The sequence below is a fragment of the Streptomyces maremycinicus genome, from assembly GCF_001184025.1.
In the GTDB taxonomy this organism is placed as follows: Bacteria; Actinomycetota; Actinomycetes; order Streptomycetales; family Streptomycetaceae; genus Streptomyces; species Streptomyces maremycinicus.
In genome coordinates this window covers 521,566-545,232 of the sequence record NZ_BBYG01000011.1, presented here as the reverse complement: position 1 = coordinate 545,232, position 23,667 = coordinate 521,566, and the positions used below count along the sequence as shown (strand labels likewise).

The window sequence follows — 23,667 nt, the reverse complement described above, 5'->3', positions numbered from 1 at the left end:
GCTGGGGTGGTCAGACGCGCTCGACGACGGTGGCGATGCCCATGCCGCCGCCGACGCAGAGGGTGGCGAGGCCGTAGCGCTTGTCCTGGCGCTCCAGTTCGTCGACGAGCGAGCCGAGGATCATCGCGCCGGTGGCGCCGAGCGGGTGGCCGAGGGCGATGGCGCCGCCGTTGACGTTGACCTTGTCCAGGGACAGGCCCATGTCCTTGACGAACCGCAGGACGACGGCCGCGAACGCTTCGTTGATCTCGACGAGGTCGATGTCGTCGATGGTCAGGCCGGCCTTGGCGAGGGCCTTGCGGGTGGCGGGCGCGGGGCCGGTGAGCATGATCGTCGGCTCGGAGCCGGAGACCGCCGCGGCGACGATCCGCGCGCGGGGGGTGAGGCCGTACCGTTCGCCGACCTCCTTGGAGCCGATCGCGACCAGGGAGGCGCCGTCGACGATGCCGGAGGAGTTGCCCGCGTGGTGGACGTGGTCGATCTTCTCCACCCAGTGGTACTTCTGGAGCGCCACCGCGTCGAAGCCGCCCAGCTCGCCGATGTCGGCGAAGGACGGCTTCAGCTTGCCGAGCGAGTCGGCGGTGGTGCCGGGGCGCGGGTGTTCGTCGTGGTCGAGGACGACGAGACCGCTGCGGTCCTTCACCGGCACCACGGAACGGTCGAAGCGGCCCTCCTTCCAGGCCGTCGCCGCCCGCTCCTGCGACAGGGCCGCGTACTCGTCGACATCGCGGCGGGAGAAGCCCTCGACGGTGGCGATGAGGTCGGCGCCGATGCCCTGCGGCACGAAGTCGACCGACAGGTTGGTCATGGGGTCGTTGAACCAGGCGCCGCCGTCCGAGGCCATCGGCACCCGGGACATCGACTCCACCCCGCCCGCCAGGACGAGGTCCTCCCAGCCCGAGCGGACCTTCATCGCGGCCAGGTTGACGGCTTCGAGGCCGGAGGCGCAGAAGCGGTTCTCCTGCACGCCCGCCACGGTGTCCGGCAGGCCGGCCGCGATCGCGGCGATGCGCGCGATGTCGGAGCCCTGGTCGCCCACGGGGCCGACGACACCGAGCACGATGTCGTCGATGGCGGCCGGGTCGAGGCCGGGGAAGCGGCTGCGCAGCTCGTGGATGAGGCCGACGACGAGATCGATGGGCTTCGTGCCGTGCAGGCCGCCGTTGGCCTTGCCCCGCCCGCGCGGGGTGCGGATCGCGTCGTACACGTACGCTTCGGTGCTCACTGATAAGCCTTTCGGGAGGGTGGGCCGTTCGGGGCGGGGTCAGTCGCCCTGGTGCGGGAGGTCCGTCACGGGGGTCGTCGCGTCGGGCACCGCGCCGTTCGTGGCGGCGGTGCCCGCGGTGACCGATTCGGTGGGGTGCGCGTCCGCGTCCGCCTTCGCGTCCGCGGAGATGTCCGCCGGGGGCCCGGCGGGCGTCTGCGCGCGGTCCGCCGCCAGCTCCGGTACGTCCCAGTCGCGGGCCACCTCGCGCGTGTCGGCGCCGGGTCGCGCGGGGCCGGTGCGGACGGCCGTGGGGGTCGCGGAGAAACGGGGCGCCGGGGCCGGCTGGGTGATGCCCCCGTGGTCGGTGAAGGTGCCGCGGGCCGCGAGATGCGGGTGGCGCGGGGCCTCGCGCAGCGACAGCACGGGCGCCACGCACGCGTCGGAGCCCTCGAAACGGGCCGTCCACTCCTGCCGGGTGCGGGACCTGAAGCGGGCGGCGACGGCCTCGCGCAGCTCCCCCCAGCGCGTCCAGTCCTTGCGGGCGTCGCGGAGGTCCTCGAGGCCGAGGAGGTCCACGAAGGTGTCGTAGAACTGCGGTTCCAGGGCGCCGACGGCCATGTACCCGCCGTCGGCGGTCTCGTAGGTGCCGTAGTACGGGCAGCCGCCGTCGAGCAGGTTGGCGGCACGCCGGTCCTGCCAGCCGCCGGCCGAGAGCATGCCGTGGATCATCGCGGAGAGGTGCGCGGTGCCGTCGACGATGGCCGCGTCGACGACCTGGCCGGTGCCGCTCACGCGCGCGTGGTGCAGGGCCGCGAGGACACCGACGACGAGGTAGAGGGAGCCTCCCGCGTAGTCCCCCAGCAGGTTGGCCGGGACGGGCGGCGGCCGGTCCGGGTCCCCGATCATGCCGAGGGCGCCGGTGACGGCGATGTAGGAGACGTCGTGTCCCGCGCGGTCGGCGAGCGGGCCGTCCTGGCCCCAGCCGGTCATCCGGCCGTAGACCAGACGGGGGTTGCGGGCGTGGCAGTCCCCGGGGCCGACGCCGAGCCGCTCGGCGACGCCCGGGCGGTTGCCCTCGATGAGCACGTCGGCGCGGGCGGCGAGGTCCAGCACGCGCGCGGGGCCGTCCGGCGCCTTCAGGTCGACGATCACCGAGCGCTTGTTGCGGTTGGTGATGTCGTGGGCGGGGTCGATGGCCAGCGCCGAGCCTCCCGGGCGGTCCACCCGGACGACATCGGCGCCCAGGTCGGCCAGCAGCATGCCCGCGAAGGGGCCGGGGCCGATCCCGGCGAGCTCCACCACGCGCACGCCCGTCAGCGGGCCGTGCCCGGCCGTCCGTGCCGTCGTCATCCAGCCCCCTCGCTGTGACACAACCGATGTAACACCAGTGATGCTAAGAACGTGTTCCAGTGGGCACAAGAGGTGAGCGAGCAAGCGCTTAGACACTTTAGGGGCACCTGCCGCCGGCCTCCGCACTCCCCACGCTAGCCTCAGCCACCGTCAGCGGCGCGGGCTGCACGACGACGAAGGGATGTCATGAGCAGGCTGAAAAGGGCGGACCGCCCGTACGACATCGTGCTCTTCGGGGCCACCGGCTTCGTGGGCACGCTCACCGCGGAGTACCTCGCCGCGCACGCGCCCGACGACCTGAGCTGGGCAGTCGCCGGCCGGAGCGAGGAGAAACTGGAGCGGCTGCGCGAACGGCTCGGCGAGAAGGTCGGGGTGCTGCGCGCCGACGTCTCGGACCCGGCGTCCCTGCGCGCCCTCGCCGAGCACGCGCGCGTGGTGGCCACGACGGTGGGTCCGTACGTGTCGTACGGCGAGGAACTCGTGGCGGCCTGCGCGGACACCGGCGCCGACTACCTCGACCTCACCGGCGAACCGGAGTTCGTGGACCTGATGTACGTACGGCACGACGCACGCGCGCGGGAGACGGGTGCGCGGCTGCTCCACGCGTGCGGTTTCGACTCCGTCCCGCACGACCTCGGCGTGTTCTTCACCGTCCGGCAGCTTCCCGAGGACGTGCCGCTGACCGTCGACGGCTTCGTCTCCGTGGACGCCGCCTTCTCGGGCGGCACCTTCGCCTCGGCGCTGGGCCAGTTCGCGCGCGGCCGGCAGATGCTGGCCGCCGCACGGGAGCGCGGCCGGCACGAACCGCGGCTGATGGGCCGTCGGGCCGCCGCGCCGGTGGGCGCCCCCCGGTTCGCCCCGGAGGTGGGCGCCTGGGCGCTGCCGTTGCCGACCATCGACCCGCAGATCGTGCTGCGGTCGGCGAGGGCGCTGCCGCGCTACGGGCCCGACTTCCGCTACCGGCACTACGCGGCCGTACGGCGGCTGCCCGTCGCCGTGGGCGGGGTCGCGGCGGTCGGCACGCTCGCCGCGGCGGCCCAGCTCCCGCCGGCCCGGCGCTGGCTGTCCGACCGGCTCAAGCCGGGAGAGGGCCCCAGCGCGCAGAAGCGGGCGCGGAGCTGGTTCTCGGTGCGGTTCGTCGGCGAGGGCGGCGGTCGGCGGGTGTACACCGAGGTGGCGGGCGGCGACCCCGGCTACGACGAGACGGCGAAGATGTTCGCCGAGGCGGCACTGGCCCTGGCCTGCGACGACCTCCCGCCGACCGCGGGACAGGTGACGACGGCTGCGGCCATGGGCGAGGCACTGACCGGGCGGTTGACCCGGGCGGGTGTCGGCTTCCGCGTCGCGGCGCGCCGCTGACCGTCGGCGGGCCGGGTCCGCGGCCTCAGACCGGCCACTGCACCAGCGTGTAGATCATGCCGCCGATCCAGCCGACACCCGCCAGCACGGCGAGGATCAGCGCGGCGTTCACGGCACGCTCGACGGGCCGGTCGGGGTCGGCGAGGGGCTTCGAGGCACGGTGCGTGGTCATGGGCCCAGCCTGCCGAGGCGGGGGCGGGGCGCACATCCGTACGCGTACTCAGACGGCGTACTCAGACGGCGTACTCGGACGACGTGCCCGGACGACGTGCCCGGACGACGTGCCCGGACGGCGCGATGAGGCCGCGTACTCGGGCGGGCGGAGTGCGTGGCATCGGTGCGGTCGGTGGCGGGCGATCAGTGGCGGGCGATCGCCTCCTGAAGGGCGCCCCGGCACAGCGCGTCCGCCCTCCGGGTGGTTTCCGGGAGGCGGAACCGGGGGGTGAGGGCGAGGGTGTGGGCGCAGGCGTCGTCCAGCGTGACGCGGTGGCCCACGGACACGAAGACCGGCTTCACCCCCGCCCGGGTGCGCAGCGCCCGCCCCACCTCGTCCTCGCCCGCCAGCAGCGGGGACGCCGAGCCGCGCGGGGCGCCGGGGTCGTCGTACGTGAAGGTGAAGGGGTTCTTGGCGACGCCGATCGTGGGCAGGCCGGTGAGGACGCCCAGGTGGCTGGCGAGCCCGAAGCGGCGCGGATGGGCCAGGCCGTAGCCGTCGCAGACGACCAGGCCGGGTGGCCTGGGCAGCGCCTCCAGGGCGGCGAGCACGGTGGGGATCTCGCGGAAGGCGAGCAGCCCCGGCACGTACGGGAAGGAGATCCGGCCGACGGCGGTGGCCTCGGCGACGACTTCGAGGGTCGCCGCGTCCAGCACCACGGCCGCCGCCGCGACGATGTCCCGCTCGTCGTCGTAGGCGACGTCGACACCCGTCACCCGGCCCGTCCCGGGCGGCGGCCCCGGTTCGTCGAGCACCACCCGGTCGCGCAGCTCGTCCTGGACGGCGCGGGCCGCTTCCTCGGTCGCGGGCCAGCCCGCCGGAATGTCTACGGTCGTCATCGTGGGGTCGAGCGTACGGCCCCCGGGGACCGGCCCGCGATCGTGTTCCGGCGCGGACGTCGGACGCGGAGGGGGAGGCGGCGGCGGAGTCGGAGGCCCTCGGGTCCCCCGGGTGCGGATCAGCTCTCCAGCCGGGCCACCCGCCCCTGTTCGCCGGCGGCCCAGCAGGCGTGATCGGGGGTGCAGTCCACGGTGTCGTAGGAGCCCGTGTCGAGGGTGCGCCAGGTGCGGCCCGCGTCGGTGGTCAGGTCGGTGCCGGTGGGGCCGACGGCGAGGGCGGCGGAGCGGCTGTGCGGCAGCCAGGCGACGCCTGAGCGGTAGGCGGGCGGCGCCGTGGCGGCCGGCCGCCAGGTGCGGCCCGCGTCGCCGGTCGCGGCGGCCGCCCGCGGGGAGGGCTGGTCGGCGCGGTAGTCGCCGCCGACGGCGAGACCGTGGGTGCGGTCGCGGAAGGCCACCGCGAAGACACCGCGCGCGGGATCCCCCGCCGGGACCGGGGTGTCGGCGGCCGTCCACGTCAGTCCGCGGTCGGACGAGTGCAGCACCCGCGCGCGTGCGGCCCCGCCGGTGGCCAGCCAGACGTCCCTCGGCCCGGAGGCGACCAGACACTGGCCACTGGCCGCGAACCCCGCCTCGCCGTCCAGGGCGGCCGGCATGCCCGCGTTCGGCAGCACCTTCCAGGAGCGGCCGCCGTCGCCGGTCGACAGGATGCGGAACTTCCCGTCGACCGGGTCGCTCATGGCGAGGCCGTGCCGGCGGTCGAAGAAGGTCAGGCAGTCGTAGAAGGCGTGGGCGTCGGTGTTGCGGAAGGACTCCGTCCAGGTCGTCCCGCCGTCCTCGGTGCGGTACACGCGGGACGCCTCGCCCTCGCCGATGGCGAGCACCACGGCGTGGCGCGCGTCGAACGCCTCGATGTCCCGGAACTGGAGGTCGGCGGCACCGGGCGGCGAGACGTCCCGCCAGCTCCCGCCGCCGTCGGTGGTGCGCAGGACGGTGCCCGCGGTGCCGGACACCCAGGCGGTGTGCCGGTCGACCGCCGCCAGGCCCCGGAACCGTACGGCGGCCGTACCGGTCTCCTTGAGGTCCCAGTGCGGCGTCCGGGGCCCCGGGGTGCCGGCCTGGGCGGGCAGCGCGGTCAGGAGGGCCAGTGCCGCCCCACAGGCCGCCGCCACCACCCGGCCGCTCACGCGTGCTGTCCGAACCGTGCGTCGCGTCTTCCCCAAGCGCCTCATGGCGGGCGAAGCTAGCCCACGGCTTTCGGTGGCGTCCAGATGCCCGCGATCGCCTCAACCGCCAGCCGGGACACGGGAGGAGAGGTGAGTCACTCGTGTGCATGAATGACGGTGACCGAGGTCACTCGGAAAGGGTGTGCACGGATCGGCCGGTTCCGGCGTCTCTTCCAGTGTCCGGACGCACCGCCCGGAAGATCGTCCCGCCGTCACGAGGGAGCAAGGCGTTGTCCACCGTCATCGAGCAGTCCGTAGAGGCGCGCCTGGTCGCCGCCGCGCCTCGGATGCAGAACATCCCCGCGACCTTGTCCTACGACCGGCAGGACCCCTTCGCGGTCCGCATGACCTTCCCGGCTCCGGCCACCCTCGAGGGCGTCGAGGTCTGCTGGACCTTCGCCCGTGAGCTGCTCGCCGCGGGCCTGCACGACGCCGAGGGCCACGGCGACGTCCGGGTGCGGCCCTACGGGTACGGCCGCACCGTGCTGGAGTTCCACGCGCCCGAGGGCACCGCCGTCGTGCACGTCCACACGGAGCAGATCCTCGGCTTCCTGCACGCCACGAGCGAGCTGGTGCCCGTCGGCACGGAGCACCGGCAGCTCGACCTCGACCACGACCTGGTGGAGCTGATGCGGGACGCCCGTTAATGCGTTGACAGCCGTCACGGGCCTTCCTACCGTGTAGAACGGTTCTGTTGCCGCTGATCGGAGAAGGACGTTGCTCGTCTGAGGTCTTGAGACACCGCGCCGCACCCTCGGGGTGTGTGTGCCGCGTGCGACCTCGGCCTTGAGCCGTCCTGGCGGAGCAGGACCTCCTGCATGTCTCCGCGCTCCCCGCTGCCGCGGTGGTCGCCGCTTTCCGGTGTCTCGACACGTGTCGTCCCTGACCGCACACGCACCCACGAGGCCCGCTTTGACTCATTCCATCACCTGCACCTCCCTCGCCTTCTCCTGGCCGGACGGCACCCCCGTCTTCGACGGTCTCGACATCGCCTTCGGCCCCGGCCGGACCGGACTCGTCGGCGTCAACGGCTCCGGCAAGTCGACCCTGCTGAAACTGATCGCCGGGGAACTCGCCCCGCTCGACGGCACGGTGCGCGTCGCCGGCGACATCGGACACCTCCCGCAGAACGTCACCCTCGACACCACGCTGAAGGTCGACGCGGCGCTCGGCATCGCCGCGCAGCGGGCCGCGCTGCACGCCATCGAGGCCGGGGACGCCTCCGAGGGGCACTTCGAGACCGTCGGCGACGACTGGGACGTCGAGGAACGCGCGCTGGCCACCCTCGGCGAGCTCGGGCTCGGCCACATCGACCTCGACCGCACCATCGGCGAGGTGTCGGGCGGCGAGTCGGTCCTGCTGCGGCTGGCCGCGCTGCTGCTGCGCCGGCCGGACGTCCTGCTGCTGGACGAGCCGACCAACAACCTCGACCTGTACGCCCGGCGGCGGCTGTACGCGGCCGTCGCCTCGTGGCCGGGCGTCCTGGTCGTGGTCAGCCACGACCGGGAGCTGCTCGACCTCGTCGACCAGATCGCCGACCTGCGCGCCGGTGAGGTGACCTGGTACGGCGGCAACTTCTCGGCGTACGAGGAGGCCCTGGCCACCGAACAGGAGGCCGCCGAGCGCATGGTGCGCGTCGCGGAGGCCGATCTGCGCAAGCAGAAGCGCGAACTGACCGACGCCCAGGTCAAACTGGCCCGCCGCAAGCGGTACGGGCAGAAGATGTGGGACAGCAAGCGCGAGCCGAAGATCGTCATGGGGGCGCGCAAGCGCGCGGCCCAGGAGTCGGCGGGCAAGCACCGGATCATGCACGAGGAGAAGCTCGCCGAGGCCAAGGACCGGCTCGACGACGCGGTGGAGGCGGTACGCGACGACGACGAGATCCGCGTCGATCTGCCGTTCACGGCCGTACCGCCGGGGCGGGAGGTGCTGCTGCTCCAGGACCTCCGGCTCGCGTACGGCGCGCGCGTGGACGGCGGTCTCGACCTGCGCGGTCCCGAGCGGATCGCGCTCGTCGGACGCAACGGCGCGGGCAAGACGACGCTGCTGCGCACCATCGCCGGGGAGCTGGCGCCGGAGGCGGGCGAGGCGCACGCGCACGTGCCGCTGCGCTTCCTGCCCCAGCGCCTCGACATCCTCGACGGCGAGCGCACGGTCGCCGAGAACGTGGCCCGGTTCGCGCCGGGCGCCACCAACAACCGGATCCGGGCCCGGCTGGCCCGCTTCCTGTTCCGGGGTGCCCGCGCCGACCAGAAGGCGGCGACGCTGTCCGGCGGGGAACGCTTCCGGGCGAGCCTGGCGGCGCTGATGCTGGCCGAGCCCGCGCCCCAGCTGCTCCTGCTGGACGAGCCGACCAACAACCTCGACATGGCCAGCGTGCGCCAGCTGACCACGGCCCTGGAGTCCTACGAGGGCGCGCTGATCGTGGCCAGCCACGACCTGCCGTTCCTGGAGTCCATCGGCATCACCCGGTGGCTGCTGCTCGACGGAAAGCTGCGGGAGACGACGGCGGCGGAACTGGCGGACCCGGCGTAGGTCCGCCTCGCTCGGTCTCAGGTGGGGCACATTGTTACTGCGGGGTTTTGTCCTGGTGGTCCCGCGCTGCATGATGGCTGACCGGCGCCGCGCCCGAGGCGCCGGTTGTGCCACCCGATTCGGAGACCTGGACGTGCCCAGCAAGAAGGCCCTCATCCGCCGCCCCAGCCCGCGCCTGGCCGAAGGCCTGGTCACGCACGTCGAGCGGGAGAAGGTCGACGTGGAGCTCGCCCTGGAGCAGTGGGAGGCGTACGCCGAGGCCCTGCGGACGCACGGCTGGGAGACCGTCGAGGTCGATCCGGCCGACGACTGCCCGGACTCCGTCTTCGTCGAGGACACGGTGGTGATGTACAAGAACGTCGCCCTGATCGCGCGCTCCGGCGCCGAGTCCCGGCGCGACGAGACCCTGGGCGTCGAGGAGGCCGTGGCCCGCCTGGGCTGCTCGGTGAACTGGATCTGGGACCCGGGCACCCTGGACGGCGGTGACGTGCTCAAGGTCGGCGACACGATCTACGTCGGCCGGGGCGGTCGTACCAACGCGGCCGGCGTCCAGCAGGTGCGCGCCGCCTTCGAACCGCTGGGCGCGCGGGTCGTGGCGGTACCGGTGAGCAAGGTGCTGCACCTGAAGTCGGCGGTCACGGCGCTGCCGGACGGCACGGTGATCGGTCACATCCCCAAGGTGGACCGGCCGTCGCTGTTCCCGCGCTTCCTGTCGGTGCCCGAGGAGGCCGGCTCGCACGTGGTGCTGCTCGGCGGCCCGCAGGTGCTCATCTCGGCCGCCGCTCCGAAGACGGCGGACCTGCTCGCCGATCTCGGTCACGAGCCCGTCGTCGTCGACATCGGCGAGTTCGAGAAACTCGAGGGATGTGTGACATGCCTCTCGGTGCGACTGCGTGGGCTGTACGCCTGAGCGCCTGATCCTCTCACCCGTTCAGCCCTGGGACCTGCGGTTCCCGGGGCTGTTCGGCATGCCCCGAATTATCCGACGCAACACGGCTGATCAGCGATCTTTACGCAGTTCTTAACCTACGACTTCGTAACCTACGGATACGTAGCCTACGATCCCGTAAGTTCCGGCTCCGCTCGCCGGATTGTTCCACTCCGATTTACGTCCCCTGGAGTACTCGTGACGATCGCCTCCCCTCACCTCGGCAGCCCCGCCGTCTGGACCGACGCCAAGCTGCTGTACGCGCTCGAGGAAGTGGTCGAGAACGAACTCAACCGGCACCTCAAGGTGACCAAGGACTGGATGCCCCACGAGTATGTGCCGTGGAGCGACGGCCGCAACTTCCCCGGCTTCTTCGAGGACGGCGAGGCCTGGGAGAAGGGTCAGTCCAAGGTCACCGAGATCGGCCGGATCGCGCTCGTCGTGAACCTGCTGACCGAGGACAACCTGCCCAGCTACCACCACGAGATCGCCTCCCTCTTCGGCCGGGACGGCGCCTGGGGCACCTGGGTGCACCGCTGGACGGCCGAGGAGGGCCGGCACGGCATCGTGATGCGCGACTACCTGCTCGCCTCGCGCGCGGTGGACCCGGACAAGCTGGAGCAGTTCCGCATGGCCCACATGAGCGAGGGCTTCGAGTCGGACAACCGGCACTCGATGCTGCACTCGGTGGCCTACGTCGCCTTCCAGGAGCTGGCGACCCGCGTCTCGCACCGCAACACCGGCCACCAGTCGGGCGACCCGGTCTGCGACCGCATGCTGGCGCGTATCGCGACCGACGAGAACCTCCACATGGTCTTCTACCGCAACCTCCTGAAGGCCGCCTTCGAGCTGGCCCCCGACCTCACCATGCAGGCCGTGCGGGACGTCCTCGTCAACTTCCGCATGCCCGGCCACGGCATGCCCGGCTTCGAGCGGTTCGCCGCGCAGATGGCGATCGGCGAGGTCTACAACCTGCGCATCCACCACGACGACGTCATCCAGCCCGTGCTGCGCTTCCTGAAGGTCATGGAGATCGACGGTCTCGGCCCGGAGGGACAGAAGGCGCAGGAGGAGATCGGCCTGTACATGGGCGGCCTCGACTCCGAGGCCTCGAAGTTCGACGAGAAGCTGGCGACGCGCAAGGCCCGGATGGCGGCGCGGCAGGCCGGCTGACCTGCCCCCACCGAGCACTTCGACGGCCCGCACCGGGATGCGACTCCCCGGTGCGGGCCGTTCGCGCGCCGCGGCGGACCGGGGGTGGCGGGGCAAGCGGGTATCGACCGGTACCGAGGGGGGCTGGTGCCGAGAGGGGCCGGTGCCGACGGAGGCCGGTGTCGACGGAGGCCGGTGTCGGAGGGGGCCGGTGTCGGAGGGGGCGGGTGTCGGAGGGGGCGGGGCGGCTGGATTCGAACCAGCGTGACCCGGTTCTGGAGACCGGTGCGACTGCCTCTGCGCTACGACCCCGCCCTTGCCCCGGAGCCTAGTGCCTCGGCGGAGGTTCGCGCGGGGGTGTTCCCGGGGCTGATGCGCCGAGCGAATCGGCGGGGCGGCGGACGGACGTCACTCCCCCGCGGGGGCCTCCAGGATCTCCCGCGCCTCCGGTGCCGGTGCCGGTGCCGGTGCCTCCGCTGCCGCCGTGCGGTGCACGCTGCGGACGGCCGCCACGTCGGGTGGCACGGCCGGGGCCGGGACACCGGCGCTGAGAGCCGCCAGGCGGCGCTTGACGGTGGTGGCGACGCCCTGCCCCAGGACGAAACGGGTGGCGGTGACCGCGCGGGGCGCGTGGTCGAGGATGCGGTGGGCCTCCCGGCTGCGCAGGCCCGTGTGGCGCAGGACGAGGTGGGCCAGGCGGTGCTCACCGGCCGCCAGCGTCCGCCCGATGGACTCGGCCGCCGTCAGGTCCAGCCGGTTGTCCGCCGCGCCGAGCACGGCCGCCGCCCGGACCCGGCCGAGGTCCAGCAGGGTGACACCGGCGACGGTGACAGCGCCGACCAGTCGGGCGGCGGCGGAGGGGCCGATGCCGTTGCTGGCCACCGACAGCCGGGTGAGCCGTCCGTACGGCGCCCGCTCGAGGCCGTCGGCGAGCCGGAGGGCGCCCGCGTCGCCCAACCGGGCGGCGGACACGTACAGTTCACCGATCGCCCCGGCGGCGACCACGGCCGCGAGCGCCCCGGCGCCCGCCTCCCCCAGGGGGTTGCCGCCGACGAACAGCCGCTCGACCCGCCGTCCGGCGTCGTCGGCGGCCAGCAGCGCGTCGGCGAGCACCGCGACGCCCGCCGCGTCGAGGCCGGTCTGCACCAGGTCGAGCGTGCGCAACGTCCGTGCCGAGTCGAGGAGTTCGGCCGCCGCCCGGCCACCGCCGCGGCCCAGCGGATTGCGCTTGAGCCACACCCCCGTGAGCACCTGCGGCGAGGCGCGCAGCTGGTCGGCGATACGGCAGGCGCCGCCCGCGGTGATGCCGTTGCACCCGAGGTAGAGCGTCTCGACCGGCGCGTCCGCACCGGCCACGGTGGCGGCGCCGTCGTCCCCGAGGGCGTCGGTGCCGAGGAGCAGATGCCGTACGGGCGAGGGCCCGTCGGCCAGCGCGCCGGCGACCAGGGCCGCGCCCTCGGCCCCCAGGCCCTGCTTGCACAGGTCGAGCCGCCCGTCGGGCAGCGCGGTGCCCGACGCGAAGTCCAGCCGCTCCGCCGCCGGGCGTCCGGCCCGCAGCCAGTCGAGCAGCGGGGCGAGATCGGCGAGGGGGCGGGGCGTCACACGGGGCACCCCGGCGAAGCCCGCCGGTACCGGTCCCGACACAGACCCCGGTGCCGGTGCCGTCGCGTCGTCCTCGCTCACCACGGGGCCTCCCGGTAGTCCTTGAGGAACACTCCCGACACCGGGTGGCCGGCTTCGCCACGCACGATCGGGTCGTACACCCGGGCCGCGCCGTCCACGATGTCCAGCGGGGTACGGAAGCCCGCGCCCGCCATCCGGGCCTTCTTCGGCGCGGGGTTCTCGTCCGTGATCCAGCCGGTGTCGACGGCGCACATGTGCACGCCCTGCTCGGCGAGCGCGGCCGCGCTGGTGCGGGTGAGCATGTTGAGGGCGGCCTTGGCCATGTTGGTGTGCGGATGCCCCGGCATCTTGTTGCGCACCGCGAACCGGCCCTCGACGGCCGTCACGTTGACCACGTAGCGGCGTGGGCTGGGCGAGGCCAGCAGCAGCGGCAGCAGCCGGTCGCACAGCAGCGCCGGAGCGAGGGCGTTGACGAGCTGGGTCTCCAGCACCTCGGCCGGGTCGAGCGCGCCGAGCCGGGCCGACCAGGAGTTCTCCGGGGACGGGTCGGGCAGCAGTCCGGCCTCGTCGGCCTCGCGCAGGGCGGCGGGCAGCGCGGAGAGCGAGCCGCCGAGTCCCTCCAGCATCCGCATCGGGGTGAATCCGGGCGCCCGCCGCGTCCCTTCGGGCAGCGCGTCGGGTTCCCCGGCGGCCAGCAGGGCGTAGGAGTGCGGCGGACGGCGCACGGTCTGCGCCGCGTTGTTGACGAGGATGTCGAGCGGTTCGCCCTCCCGCCGCAACTCCTCGCACAGGCCCAGCACCTGGCGCGGGTCGCGCAGATCGACGGCGACGACGGTGAGCCGGTCCAGCCACCGCGCGCTGCCGGGCGCGGCACGGAAACGGCGGACCGTGTCGTGCGGGAAGCGAGAAGTGACGACGATCCGCGCCCCGTCCCTCAGCATCATCAGCGCCAGCTGGAAGCCGATCTTCACCCGGCCGCCGGTGAGCAGGACCCGGCGCCCGCGCAGATCGGTGCTCAGCGAGCGGCGGGCCGCGTTGTCGGCGGCGCAGGCGGGGCAGAGCCGGTGGTAGAAGGTGTCGACCTCGCGATAGGGCGACTTGCACACATAGCAGGAGCGTGGCCGCTGGAACCGCCCACCGCGCCCGGCGGCCGACAGGGGCGCGTCCTCGCGGCGGTCCAGGGCGCCGGTCGCCGTCCCGGCCATCGCCGCCGCGTCGGCGGCCGCCACCTCGGCGCCCCGCTCCTTGCGCCGCCGCAGCCGTCCGTCCCGCGCGAAGGACGCGGCGACCTGCTCGGCCCGCAGCCGTACGGGATCGTCGACGGGCAGCGCCCGGAGCCTGCCCACGACGTCATGGAAGGCGGCCAGTTCCGCCTCGGTGACCGACGGGCCCGACGCCGCCCCCTCGTTGTGCTCGTCCATCCGTCGCCGCCCCGCCCCGCGCCGTCCCGCACCGTGCTCCGCGTGCCCTGCTCCTCGTCCTGTGGTCCCGACCGGATTCGAACCGGCGTATCCACCCTGAGAAGGTGGCGAGTCTGCCTCTGCTCTACGGGACCGCGCACGTTTCCGGACGACCGGATGCGAACCGGCTTGACGCGCCTGAGCAAGGCGCCGCGCCTGCCTCCGCGCTACGTCCGGACACGCTCCCGGATCCTAACCGCACCCCCGCGACGCGGTCATTCGAATTCGGGGTCGCCGTGCAGGGGCGCTTCAGCGCGGGACGCGCCGAAGGCTCAGACGCTCCTTCTCGGACATGCCGCCCCAGACGCCGAAGCGCTCGTCGTTGGCCAGGGCGTACTCGAGGCAGGCGGAACGCATCTCGCACATGCCGCAGATGCGCTTCGCCTCCCGTACCGAACTGCCGGGCTCGGGGAAGAAGAACTCGGCCCCGGTCTGCGCGCACAGTGCCTCACGCTGCCAGCCGAGGTCGGGTGTCGGAATCGTGTCGGTATACATGGCCTGGATCGTGCCCGGCGGCGAAAAACGTTCGATCAACGCCGGATATACGCCGCGTTCCAAGGCCCCCGGCCGCTCGATGATGCTCCTGCCGCACCCCCTTGCGCACGGCGGCGCGCGGCGTGTCCGGCAGGGTCCCGGAACGCCGGTGGCGGTGTCCCGGCAGCGATTGTCGGTGGGCGGTGCGAGACTCGGCAGTGCAGAGGCCGGGACCCCTTCGAGGAGGGCACGATGCTCACCACCCGTTTCGTCGACGGCGCTCCGAACTGGATCGACGTCGGCACGTCCGACATCGACGGCGCCACCTCCTTCTACGGCGCCCTCTTCGACTGGCGGTTCCGGTCGGCCGGGCCCGACGCCGGCGGCTACGGCTTCTTCCAGCTGGACGGCAGGACCGTGGCGGGCGGCATGCAGACCGGACCCGAGCAGGGCCCGCCGTCGTGGACGGTCTACTTCCGGACATCGGACGCCCAGGCCACGGCAGAGACGGCCGAGCGCAAGCACGGCAGGATGCTCTTCGCGCCGATGGACGTGATGGGCCAGGGCACGATGGCGGTCCTCGCCGACCAGGCGGGCGTGTCGTTCGGCCTCTGGCAACCGGGCCGGACCACGGGCGTGGACGTGGCGAACGAACCCGGCGCGCTGTGCTGGGTCGAGCTGTACACGCCGGACGTCGCCGCTGCGGCCGCCTTCTACAACGCCACCCTGGGCCTGGAGACCTCCGCCGCCGCCTTCCCCGGCGGCACGTACACCTGCGTCAACCCGGCCGACGCCGGGGAGGAGGCGATGTTCGGCGGGATCGTGCCGCTGGCCGACGACCCGACGGAGGCCGAGTCCGGCGCGTACTGGCTGCCGTACTTCGAGGTCGCCGACACGGACGCGGTCGTGGCCGAGGCGGAGAAGCTCGGCGGCAGGGTGCGGATGCCCGCGACGGACGTCGAGGGCGTCGGCCGTATCGCCAAGCTGGCCGACCCCTACGGAGCACGCTTCGCCGTGATCAAGAGCGTCCCCCAGGAGATGTGAGGCGGTCCCGCGGGGCGACGCGGGTAACGGGCCGGGCTGCGCAGGTGGGGAGCCGGGCTGGGCCGACGGCGATATACGGGACAGGGACGGCGGTGAGCGGGGCGGGGACGGCGGTGGGCCGGGCGGGGACGGCGGTGGGCCGGGTGGCGGGCCCGGTCAGGCCGAGGCGCGGCGCACCAGCGTCGTCGGCAGGACCACTCCGCCCGGCCCCTCGTCGGCGACGCTCCGGTCGAGGCGGCGCAGCAGCAGCCGGGCCATGATCCGGCCCATCTCCTCGATGTCCTGACGGACCGTGGTCAGCGGCGGATCGCTCTGTTCGGCGACCGGGAGCATGTCGTCGAAGCCGACCACGGCGACGTCCTCGGGCACCCGGCGCCCGCGTTCCCGCAGGACGCGCAGGGCTCCCGAGGCGGCGAGGTCGTTGGCGGCGAACACGGCGTCCAGGTCGGGGCGGCGGTCGAGGAGTTCGCGCATGGCCCGCTCGGCGCCGCCGGGGGTGAAGTCGCTCTCGACGACGAGCCGCGGGTCGTGCACGCCCATGACCTCCCGGTACCCGTCGAGCCGGTCGGCCGCGGAGGTCTGGTCGAGGGGTCCGGTGATGTGCGCGATGCGGGTGCGGCCGAGCCCGGCCAGCAGGCGCACGGCCGCGCGGGCACCGCCGCGGTTGTCGCTGTCGACGTAGACCACGTCCCGGGTGCCGTCGCTCCAGCCGGGACGGCCGCCGAACACGGTGGGGACACCGGCGCCCTGGATCAGCCCGGGGAGCGGGTCGTCGAGGTGGAGCGAGAAGACCAGGGCGCCGTCGACATGGCCGCCGGCGAGGTAGCGGGCGACCCGGGCGTGATCGTCCCGGCCCTCGGTGAGCAGCAGCACCAACTGGTTGTCGTGGGACGTCAGTTCCTTGCTGATACCGCGGAGCTGGAGGGCGAAGAAGGGGTCGGCGAAGACCCGGGTCTCCGGTTCGGCGATGACCACGGCGACCGCGTCGTGCCGCTTCGTCACCAGGCTGCGTGCCGCCTGGTTGGGGACGTAGCCGAGCTCCTCCACGGCCCGGCGCACCCGCTCGACGAGCGGCTCGCGGACGCCGTCCCCGCCGTTGACGACGCGTGACACGGTCGCCCGGGAGACCCCGGCCCGTGCGGCCACGGCCTCCAGCGTGGGACGCGACGCTGTCTCGGTCACTTCGGGGCTCCTCCTGGCCGGCTGCGGCTCAGGATAACTCCGGGAGACGTCCCGGGTGAGAGCGCTCTCCGGCCCGCGTCCCTCAGTGTTCGTGCGCGGTGCCGGTCCCGTCCGGAACAGGGGGCCCGTCCGGAGCAGGGGTCCCGTGCGACGCGTGCGGATCGTGCGGTTCGTATCCCGGGATCGTGCCGTCGGGCTTCCTCACCAGGAACAGACCGACCATGCCCATGTCGGAGTGGCTCTGTACATGGCAGTGGTACATCCAGGCGCCCGCGCCCACCCCCTCCCCCGCGATCACCTGGAAGCCGAAGGAGTCGGCCGGGCCCACGATCTTGTTGTCGACGACCTGGCTGGGGTCGTCGGGTCCGGTGAGCAGCCCCGTGCGGTTGTCGGCCCAGCGGTGACCGTGCATGTGGAAGGTGTGGTAGTACTCGCCGTGCGTGATCATCACGAACTCGACCCGGTCACCGACCGTCGCCTCGAAGTCTGGGCCCTGGTGGCCCGAGTGGGCGGGCCTGTTGTTGATCGTCATGTCGTTGAAGACGATCGTGTGGGTGGCGTCGGGAAGGATGTCGCCCTTGCGCCGCACGATCACCGGCCCGTACAGCCCTTTGCGGATGCCACCGGTGCCGTGTTCCGTTCCCACGACGTGGTCGTGGTAGTGCCAGTAGCCCGCGCTGCCCGCCCGCCAGGTGCCGTCGGCGCGGCGACCGGGGGCGTGGGTGCGCCAGGTGTAGGTACGGGTAGCGCCGGGCTCGATGTCGCTCCGGTTCAACTTCGTGCCGTCGCTGGACACTTCGTAGTCCAGGCCGTGGACGTGCAGACTCGCGGCCACGTCCAGGGTGTTCTCCACCTCGATGTGGACGGTGTCGCCCTCGTTGAGTTCGATCAGCGGTCCGGGGACGGTCGCCTTCCCCTTCTCGAAGCCGTAGCCGAGTTGTCCGTCGGCGAGCTTCTCCGCGTACAGCTTGAGGTGTCTGACCGCTCCTCCCGCCGGCGCGGTCCTGGCCGGTCCGTCGGCGCTCACCGCCCTCGGCCCCAAGGACAACGATGTCGCGGCGGCGGCACCGCCCAGCAGCACCCGGCGGTTGAACCCGCGTCTGTCCATGCCGAACTCCCCACCCTGGTACGGAATTTGCGACGATGAAGAAGACGAGCCTGTGATGAACCTGTGAGACGGTACCGGCCGTTCCGCAGTTTCTCCACACCCAGGACAAAGTTCGTGCCATTGCGGTCATAGCTATTGGCGAGTCAGGCACATGGGGTCTAGCTTCCTTGGCGCTGTCGCTGTGACCGAGGAGGTGCCCATGCACTTACGAGGATCGAGTACGAGAAGACGGGTCCGGGTGACCGCCGTGGCGTGCGCCACGCTTGTCGCCGGCCTGCTGACCGCGCCGGCCGCGGAGGCGCGCCCGGCGCCCGAGCCACTCCCGACAACGATGTCCATCAAGTCGCCGCCGGGCGGCGCGGATGTACGGGTGCTGATCTTCCACGGGTCGGCCGCGGCCGGAGAGGAGTCGCCGGTCGTCAACGCCGGGATCGAGGCCATCGAGCGGATCGGCCTGTCGGGACCGGCGGAGCAACGCTTCGAGGTCGAGGCCACGGACGACGCCTCGGTCTTCACCAGCGCGACCGAACTGGGCACCTACAACGCCGTCGTGTTCCTGACCGGAGGCGGCGACGTCCTCGACCCGGAACAGGAAGCCGGCCTGGAGGCCTACATGGAGGCCGGCGGCGGGTTCGTCGGCATCCACGACGCGGCCCGGGCGGAGCCCTACTCGGACTGGTTCACCCAACTGATCGGTGCCCGTCCGGCCGCGTCGAGCCCGACGGCCGTACAGCGGGCCACGGTCGAGGTCGGCGACCGGCGGCATCCGGCCACCGGAACGCTGCCGCTGGAGTGGAAGCGCCCCGACGTGTGGCCGAACTGGGTGAAGAACCCGACCGGCACGGTGCACACCGTCGCCCGGGTGCGCGAGTCCACGTACCGGCCGGGCGCGAGCGCCAACGGCGCCGACCACCCGGTGAGCTGGTGTCGCGACTACGACGGCGGCCGCTCCTTCTACACCGGCATGGGCGGCACGGTCTCGTCCTACGACGAGGCGGACTTCCGTACGCATCTGCGCGGCGCGCTGCTCTGGACGTCCCGGCTGGTGCGGGCCGACTGCAAGGCGACCATCACCGGCAACTACAAGGCCGAACGCCTGACCCCGGCCAACCAGCCCGGCCAGAACGACCAGATCGGTGAACCGCACGGTCTGGTCACCGCACCCGACGGCCGGGTTCTCTACATCGGCCGGGGCGGCGCCGACTCCTCCCGGCCGGTGATCACCGACTGGAACAACCCGGACGTGGGCAAGGGCAAGGGCCAGATCCACGTCTACGACCCGGCGACCAAGAAGGTCACGCTGGCCGGGGAACTGACCGTCTTCGGCGACAAGGGCGGCGGCGACGAGCTCGTCAAGGTCGAGGAAGGTCTCCTCGGCATCGAACTCGACCCGCGCTTCGAGCAGAACGGCTGGGTGTACCTGCACTACACGCCGCACTCGGGCGTCGACCGTGACACCCGGACGGCCGAGCGGCGCGTCTCCCGCTTCACGCTCGACCTCGCGACGAACCGGCTCGACCTGGGCAGCGAGAAGGTACTGCTCAAGTGGCCGGTGCAGGTGCACAGTTGCTGTCACGCGGGCGGGGGTCTCGCCTGGGACTCGAAGGGCAACCTCTACATCGCCACCGGTGACAACAACTCCAGTGGTTTCAGCGGCGGTTACTCCGGCAACAACCCGCAGCCGAACTTCAAGGGCGTCTCCTTCGCCGACGCGCGCCGCACGGCCGGGAACACCCACAACCTCAACGGCAAGATCCTGCGCATCCACCCGGAGCCCGACGGCACGTACACCCTGCCTTCGGGGAACCTGTTCACGGGCCGGGAGACCGACGAGGGTGGCGGCAAGACCCGCGGCGAGATCTATGTGATGGGCGTCCGCAACCCGGCGCGCATCTCCGTGGACCCCGCCACCGACATCCTGTACGCGGGCTGGGTGGGCCCGGACGCGGGCGAGCCGTCGCCCACCTGGGGCCCGGCGAAGTACGACACGTTCGCCGTCATCACCCAGGCGGGCAACCGGGGCTGGCCGTACTGCATGGGCGACAAGCAGCCCTACCGGGACCGCAACCTGCCGGATCCGTCACAGCCGCTCGGCTGGTACGACTGCGACCACCCGAAGAACGAGTCGCCGAACAACGACGGCCTGGTCAACCTGCCGCCGGTCACCGGCAACAACATCTGGTACTCGCCCCAGGGCGGCGCACCCGACTACCCGCGCGACGCGGCCGGTGTCCCCTCCTATCGGCAGGACCAGGCGACCTACCGGCTGCCGTGGCTCAAGGGCGGCGGCCAGGCGGCGATGAACGGCCCGCTCTACCGCTACGACGCGGCCGGTTCGAGCGCGGTCAGGTGGCCCGCGTACTGGGACGGCAAGTGGTTCGTCGGCGACTTCTACGACGCCGATCAGCCGCGCAACGCGGTGGTCATGGACCCGAGGACCCAGGCATCGGGCGGTCTGCCGGTCCACTCGGAGTCGCTGAAGAAGATCGTGCCGGTCGGCAACGACGGCATCAAGAACCTCATGGACTGGAAGTTCGGTCCGGACGGCGCCCTGTACGTCCTCGACTACGGCCGCGGCTTCTTCACCTCGGACGCCAAGTCGGCTCTGTGGAGGGTCACTTACCAGGGCGGCGGTCCGACGCCGGCCGCCGACCGGCTGGCGAGGGGGACGCGGTGACACGGCAGCCACGACAACGGAGAATCTTCACGGCCCTGTTGGCCGCCGTGCTGATGACCCTCGGGCTTCAGGCGGCGCCCAGCACGGCACGGACCGAACCGGAGGCCGCCGCCCAGGTGCTCACCTGGACCGCCGGTGACGACATCACCCAGTACGGTGCGGCGCCGACGACCGCGGTTGCGGGCCAGGCGACGATCGTCTTCGAGAACAGTGTGGCGACCGGCAACACCATGGGCATGCCGCACACGTTGACGTTCGCGACCAGCGACCCCGAGTTCAACGACGACGTCGCGCTGAACATCCTGGCCAACCCGAACGACGACACGGGCGGGCGGCACACCGCCGAGGTCACCCTGACCCCGGGGCGCTACTTCTACCACTGCACCATCCCCGGCCACGGCCAGATGCAGGGCATCCTGGTGGTGACCGAGGGCGGCGGCGAGGACACCACTGCGCCCGGGACGACGGCGCGGGTCACCGGCACACAGAACGCGCGGGGCGAGTACGTCGGCTCGGCGAGTGTCGCGATCGCGGCGACCGACGACGGCGGGTCGGGGGTCGACGCCGTCCAGTACGCGGTCGGCGCCTCGGGTGACTGGATCCCGTACACCGCGCCGGTCGTCGTCGACCAGGTCGGCAGCCACCAGATCCGTTACCGGGCGTTCGACAAGGCCGGAAACGTCTCCGCGGAGAAGAGCGTCGCCTTCACGGTCGTCGCGCCGCCCTCCGACGACACGACTCCCCCGGACACCTCGGGGACCGTGAGCGGCGAGCGGAGCCCCGACGGCACGTACATCGACATGGCGACCGTCACCGTGTCGGCCTCCGACACCGGATCCGGCGTCAACACCGTCGAGTACGCGGTCGGCTCCGGGGCCTGGCAGCCGTACACGGCGCCCGTCATGGTGCATCAGGTCGGCACCCACACCGTGCGGTACCGGGCCACCGACAAGGCGGGCAACGTGTCCGCCGAGAAGGACGTCCGGTTCACCGTGGTCGCGGCGACCCCGCAGGACACCACACCCCCGGTGACCGGCGTGACGGTCGACGGCACCAGGAACTCCGCCGGAGCCTACGTCGGCAACGCCAGGGTGACCGTCAGCGCGACGGACGAGCACGGGACGGGTGTCGAACGGATCGAGTACTCGCTCGACGCCGGCCCCTACATCGCCTACACCGTCCCCGTGGTGGTCGACCGCGCCGGTCCGCACAGCCTCGCCTACCGTGCCACCGACAAGGCGGGCAACACCTCCACCGCGCGCACCGTGACCTTCACGGTGGTGTCCAGTCCGGTCCCGGCCCCCAACTGCCCGGAATACGACGAGCGGTTGACGGTCATCGTGGGCACGGTCGACTCGGGGGTGCCGAACCGGCTGACGAACAAGCGGTGCCGCGTCAACGAGTTGATCGAGGACGAGAAGGAGTGGACGTCCCACGCGCTGTTCCTCAAGCACGTGAAGACCGTCCTCGACGCGCTGTTCGCCGAAGGGGTGGTGGACGGGCGTGAGTACGACGCAGTCCAGGAGGCCGCACGGGAGTCCGGGATCGGCAAGCCCGGCCAGACCGAGGGCTACCGCACGATCCTCGACGGCAGCGCGGAGTCGTTCGCCAAGTGGCAGCAGGTGGGAGGTGGTTCGTTCACGCGGAACACCGACGGGTCGATCACCAGCGGCACCACCCGAGAGGGCCTGGGCATGCTGTGGTTCCCCGAGCGCAAGTACGGCGACTTCTCGCTGAAGCTCCAGTGGCGTGACGACGCACCGGGCACGGGCAACGCCAACTCCGGTGTCTTCGTGCGCTTCCCGTGGGTCCACGACCATGCCGAGGAGCCGCGACCGGAGTGGGTCGCGATCAAGTACGGACACGAGATACAGGTATTGGACCGGCCGGACGGGGACATGTACAAGACCGGGTCGGTGTACGGCTTCGACCGGGTGGGACTCGCCGGCGCCGGCGTCACCCAGAAGGGGACCTGGAACGACTACGAGATCAGGGTGGTCGACCAGCACTACTCGGTCTACCGCAACGGTGTGCTGATCAACGAGTTCGACAACACCGGCGGCCAGGAGTTCTCCCCGCCGCGCGCGGACGACCCGGGCACCGACGGACGGCGTTTCGCCTCCGGCTACCTCGGGCTCCAGGTGCACGGCACGACGGACGTCGTCTCGTACCGGGACATCCGCGTCAAGGAACTCTGAGCGGAGCGGTCCGGGTGGTCCGGGCCGGCTAGGACGCCCCGGGTCCGCCCGGGGCGTCCTCGTGCCGTGCCCGGCTCGGCTGCACGCGCTTCGGCTCGCCGGGCATCTTCGGGTACTCCGGCGGATACGGCAGGTCCCCCAGGCCGTGGTCGTGTTCGTCGCGGCGGGCCAGTTCGAGGAGGGGCTCCAGGGAGAACGCGTGGTCGTCCATGTCGGCGTGCACGTCGCCGAGTTCGGCGTACCGGGCCGGCATGGTCGCGAGGTCGAAGTCGCCGGGGTGCGCGTCGCCGACCTCCTCCCAGCGCAGCGGCGCAGAGACGGGCGCGTGCGGACGGGGACGCACGGAGTAGGCGGAGGCGATGGTGCGGTCGCGGGCGGTCTGGTTGTAGTCGATGAAGATGCGCTCGCCCCGCTCCTCCTTCCACCACTTGATGGTCACCCGCTCCGGCAGCCGCCGTTCCATCTCCCGGCCGACGGCGATGGCGGCACGCCGGACCTGGGTGAAGGTCCAGCGGGGTTCGATCGGCACGAAGACGTGCAGACCGCGGCCGCCCGAGGTCTTGGGCCATCCGCGCAGACCGCCGAACTCCTCCAACACGGACCGCAGTTCATGGGCGGCGTGGACCGCGTCGTCGTAGTCGGTGCCGGGCTGCGGGTCGAGGTCGATGCGCAGCTCGTCGGGGCGGTCGACGTCGTCGCGGCGCACGGGCCAGGGATGGAAGGTGAGGGTGCCGTACTGGGCGGCCCACAGGACGGCGGCCTCCTCGGTCGGGCACATCTCGTCGGCGCTGCGTCCGCTGGGGAAGGTGATGTGAGCGGTCGGGATCCAGTCGGGCATGTTCTTCGGCGCCCGCTTCTGGAAGAAGGACTCGCCGGTGACGCCGTCCGGGTAGCGCTCCAGGGTGGTGGGGCGGTTGCGCAGGGCGCGCAGGATGCCGGGGGCGACCGCCTGGTAGTAGCGGGCGAGGTCCAGCTTGGTGAAACCGCGCTCCGGGAAGAACACCTTGTCCGGGCTGGACAGCCGTACCGTGCGCCCGGCCACTTCCAGTTCCACCGCATCGCCCATGCGAGCCACGGTAGACACACCTCCGCGA

Annotated in this window: 19 protein-coding genes and 2 tRNA genes; 8 read left to right on the top strand and 13 right to left on the bottom strand. The window is 72.4% G+C overall.

What is annotated here, in order from left to right; genetic code table 11:
- Positions 1-10: 10 nt before the first annotated feature.
- Together AOQ37_RS12835 and AOQ37_RS12830 are read right to left on the bottom strand one after the other, a co-directional pair.
- Complete coding sequence (locus AOQ37_RS12835; protein WP_062644322.1) at positions 11-1,225, bottom strand: acetyl-CoA C-acetyltransferase; 1,215 nt, start codon at positions 1,223-1,225, stop codon at positions 11-13.
- Positions 1,226-1,264: 39 nt separating this feature from the next.
- Positions 1,265-2,557 (bottom strand): CaiB/BaiF CoA transferase family protein, encoded by a 1,293-nt coding sequence (locus AOQ37_RS12830; RefSeq protein ID WP_062644320.1) that lies wholly within the window; start codon positions 2,555-2,557, stop codon positions 1,265-1,267.
- A gap of 186 nt (positions 2,558-2,743) precedes the next feature.
- Here AOQ37_RS12830 and AOQ37_RS12825 point away from each other — a divergent pair, with 186 nt between their 5' ends.
- The gene (locus AOQ37_RS12825) at positions 2,744-3,916 is read left to right on the top strand and encodes a saccharopine dehydrogenase family protein (protein WP_062644318.1); all 1,173 of its coding nucleotides are present in this window, start codon (positions 2,744-2,746) and stop codon (positions 3,914-3,916) included.
- Positions 3,917-3,941: 25 nt separating this feature from the next.
- Here AOQ37_RS12825 and mmpA read toward each other — a convergent pair whose 3' ends face one another.
- The 3 genes from mmpA to AOQ37_RS12815 all read right to left on the bottom strand — a co-directional run bounded on the left by mmpA (position 3,942) and on the right by AOQ37_RS12815 (position 6,198).
- Positions 3,942-4,088 carry a morphogenic membrane protein MmpA gene (gene mmpA / locus AOQ37_RS40835; RefSeq protein WP_199824991.1) on the bottom strand — a complete coding sequence of 49 codons (147 nt, stop codon included), beginning with the start codon at positions 4,086-4,088 and terminating at the stop codon, positions 3,942-3,944.
- A gap of 185 nt (positions 4,089-4,273) precedes the next feature.
- Positions 4,274-4,969, bottom strand: a complete 696-nt coding sequence (locus AOQ37_RS12820; RefSeq protein WP_062644316.1) for an endonuclease V — start codon at positions 4,967-4,969, stop codon at positions 4,274-4,276.
- Between the two features lie 119 nt (positions 4,970-5,088).
- The gene (locus AOQ37_RS12815) at positions 5,089-6,198 is read right to left on the bottom strand and encodes a WD40/YVTN/BNR-like repeat-containing protein (protein ID WP_234436885.1); all 1,110 of its coding nucleotides are present in this window, start codon (positions 6,196-6,198) and stop codon (positions 5,089-5,091) included.
- A gap of 224 nt (positions 6,199-6,422) precedes the next feature.
- Here AOQ37_RS12815 and ssgD point away from each other — a divergent pair, with 224 nt between their 5' ends.
- The 4 genes from ssgD to AOQ37_RS12795 all read left to right on the top strand — a co-directional run bounded on the left by ssgD (position 6,423) and on the right by AOQ37_RS12795 (position 10,828).
- Positions 6,423-6,839 carry a spore wall synthesis regulator SsgD gene (ssgD, locus tag AOQ37_RS12810; protein WP_062644314.1) on the top strand — a complete coding sequence of 139 codons (417 nt, stop codon included), beginning with the start codon at positions 6,423-6,425 and terminating at the stop codon, positions 6,837-6,839.
- Between the two features lie 265 nt (positions 6,840-7,104).
- Positions 7,105-8,727, top strand: a complete 1,623-nt coding sequence (locus tag AOQ37_RS12805; RefSeq protein WP_062644313.1) for an ABC-F family ATP-binding cassette domain-containing protein — start codon at positions 7,105-7,107, stop codon at positions 8,725-8,727.
- A gap of 133 nt (positions 8,728-8,860) precedes the next feature.
- Positions 8,861-9,637 (top strand): dimethylargininase, encoded by a 777-nt coding sequence (gene ddaH / locus AOQ37_RS12800; protein ID WP_062644311.1) that lies wholly within the window; start codon positions 8,861-8,863, stop codon positions 9,635-9,637.
- A 216-nt stretch (positions 9,638-9,853) separates the two neighbouring features.
- Positions 9,854-10,828 (top strand): acyl-ACP desaturase, encoded by a 975-nt coding sequence (locus tag AOQ37_RS12795; RefSeq protein WP_062644310.1) that lies wholly within the window; start codon positions 9,854-9,856, stop codon positions 10,826-10,828.
- 217 nt (positions 10,829-11,045) lie between these two features.
- Here AOQ37_RS12795 and AOQ37_RS12790 read toward each other — a convergent pair.
- The 5 genes from AOQ37_RS12790 to AOQ37_RS12770 form a co-directional block, all read right to left on the bottom strand.
- Positions 11,046-11,121: transfer RNA gene (locus AOQ37_RS12790), tRNA-Trp, on the bottom strand.
- A 94-nt stretch (positions 11,122-11,215) separates the two neighbouring features.
- Complete coding sequence (locus tag AOQ37_RS12785; protein WP_234436884.1) at positions 11,216-12,409, bottom strand: leucine-rich repeat domain-containing protein; 1,194 nt, start codon at positions 12,407-12,409, stop codon at positions 11,216-11,218.
- A 77-nt stretch (positions 12,410-12,486) separates the two neighbouring features.
- Complete coding sequence (locus AOQ37_RS12780; RefSeq protein ID WP_062644308.1) at positions 12,487-13,851, bottom strand: SDR family oxidoreductase; 1,365 nt, start codon at positions 13,849-13,851, stop codon at positions 12,487-12,489.
- Positions 13,852-13,913: 62 nt separating this feature from the next.
- Positions 13,914-13,985, bottom strand: a tRNA-Glu gene (locus AOQ37_RS12775).
- A gap of 154 nt (positions 13,986-14,139) precedes the next feature.
- A complete protein-coding gene (locus AOQ37_RS12770) occupies positions 14,140-14,385 on the bottom strand; it encodes a WhiB family transcriptional regulator (RefSeq protein WP_199824989.1) in 246 nt (81 codons plus the stop codon).
- A gap of 231 nt (positions 14,386-14,616) precedes the next feature.
- On the opposite strand from AOQ37_RS12770, the gene AOQ37_RS12765 reads away from it, so the two are divergent.
- A complete protein-coding gene (locus AOQ37_RS12765) occupies positions 14,617-15,408 on the top strand; it encodes a VOC family protein (RefSeq protein WP_062644306.1) in 792 nt (263 codons plus the stop codon).
- 156 nt (positions 15,409-15,564) lie between these two features.
- Here the strand turns inward: AOQ37_RS12765 and AOQ37_RS12760 are convergent, their stop codons facing one another.
- Together AOQ37_RS12760 and AOQ37_RS12755 are read right to left on the bottom strand one after the other, a co-directional pair.
- The gene (locus AOQ37_RS12760; protein WP_062644304.1) at positions 15,565-16,590 is read right to left on the bottom strand and encodes a LacI family DNA-binding transcriptional regulator; all 1,026 of its coding nucleotides are present in this window, start codon (positions 16,588-16,590) and stop codon (positions 15,565-15,567) included.
- Between the two features lie 82 nt (positions 16,591-16,672).
- The gene (locus AOQ37_RS12755) at positions 16,673-17,698 is read right to left on the bottom strand and encodes a multicopper oxidase domain-containing protein (RefSeq protein ID WP_062644303.1); all 1,026 of its coding nucleotides are present in this window, start codon (positions 17,696-17,698) and stop codon (positions 16,673-16,675) included.
- A 199-nt stretch (positions 17,699-17,897) separates the two neighbouring features.
- On the opposite strand from AOQ37_RS12755, the gene AOQ37_RS12750 reads away from it, so the two are divergent.
- Positions 17,898-20,375, top strand: coding sequence for a ThuA domain-containing protein (locus AOQ37_RS12750; protein ID WP_199824988.1), 2,478 nt, complete (start codon positions 17,898-17,900; stop codon positions 20,373-20,375).
- A 53-nt stretch (positions 20,376-20,428) separates the two neighbouring features.
- Positions 20,429-22,573 (top strand): OmpL47-type beta-barrel domain-containing protein, encoded by a 2,145-nt coding sequence (locus AOQ37_RS12745; RefSeq protein WP_062644521.1) that lies wholly within the window; start codon positions 20,429-20,431, stop codon positions 22,571-22,573.
- Positions 22,574-22,601: 28 nt separating this feature from the next.
- Here AOQ37_RS12745 and ligD read toward each other — a convergent pair whose 3' ends face one another.
- Positions 22,602-23,639: a non-homologous end-joining DNA ligase gene (gene ligD, locus AOQ37_RS12740; RefSeq protein ID WP_062644302.1), complete on the bottom strand. Its 1,038-nt coding sequence runs from the start codon at positions 23,637-23,639 to the stop codon at positions 22,602-22,604.
- Between the last annotated feature and the right edge of the window lie 28 nt (positions 23,640-23,667).

Excerpts from the sequence above, each read along its gene's own strand:
- AOQ37_RS12830 (WP_062644320.1), bottom strand. The coding sequence starts at position 2,557 with ATGACGACGGCACGGACGGCCGGGCACGGCCCGCTGACGGGCGTGCGC.
- AOQ37_RS12825 (WP_062644318.1), top strand. The coding sequence starts at position 2,744 with ATGAGCAGGCTGAAAAGGGCGGACCGCCCGTACGACATCGTGCTCTTC.
- mmpA (WP_199824991.1), bottom strand. The coding sequence starts at position 4,088 with ATGACCACGCACCGTGCCTCGAAGCCCCTCGCCGACCCCGACCGGCCC.
- AOQ37_RS12820 (WP_062644316.1), bottom strand. The coding sequence starts at position 4,969 with ATGACGACCGTAGACATTCCGGCGGGCTGGCCCGCGACCGAGGAAGCG.
- AOQ37_RS12815 (WP_234436885.1), bottom strand. The coding sequence starts at position 6,198 with ATGAGGCGCTTGGGGAAGACGCGACGCACGGTTCGGACAGCACGCGTG.
- AOQ37_RS12780 (WP_062644308.1), bottom strand. The coding sequence starts at position 13,851 with ATGGACGAGCACAACGAGGGGGCGGCGTCGGGCCCGTCGGTCACCGAG.
- AOQ37_RS12770 (WP_199824989.1), bottom strand. The coding sequence starts at position 14,385 with ATGTATACCGACACGATTCCGACACCCGACCTCGGCTGGCAGCGTGAG.
- AOQ37_RS12765 (WP_062644306.1), top strand. The coding sequence starts at position 14,617 with ATGCTCACCACCCGTTTCGTCGACGGCGCTCCGAACTGGATCGACGTC.
- AOQ37_RS12755 (WP_062644303.1), bottom strand. The coding sequence starts at position 17,698 with ATGGACAGACGCGGGTTCAACCGCCGGGTGCTGCTGGGCGGTGCCGCC.
- AOQ37_RS12750 (WP_199824988.1), top strand. The coding sequence starts at position 17,898 with ATGCACTTACGAGGATCGAGTACGAGAAGACGGGTCCGGGTGACCGCC.
- AOQ37_RS12745 (WP_062644521.1), top strand. The coding sequence starts at position 20,429 with ATGACCCTCGGGCTTCAGGCGGCGCCCAGCACGGCACGGACCGAACCG.
- ligD (WP_062644302.1), bottom strand. The coding sequence starts at position 23,639 with ATGGGCGATGCGGTGGAACTGGAAGTGGCCGGGCGCACGGTACGGCTG.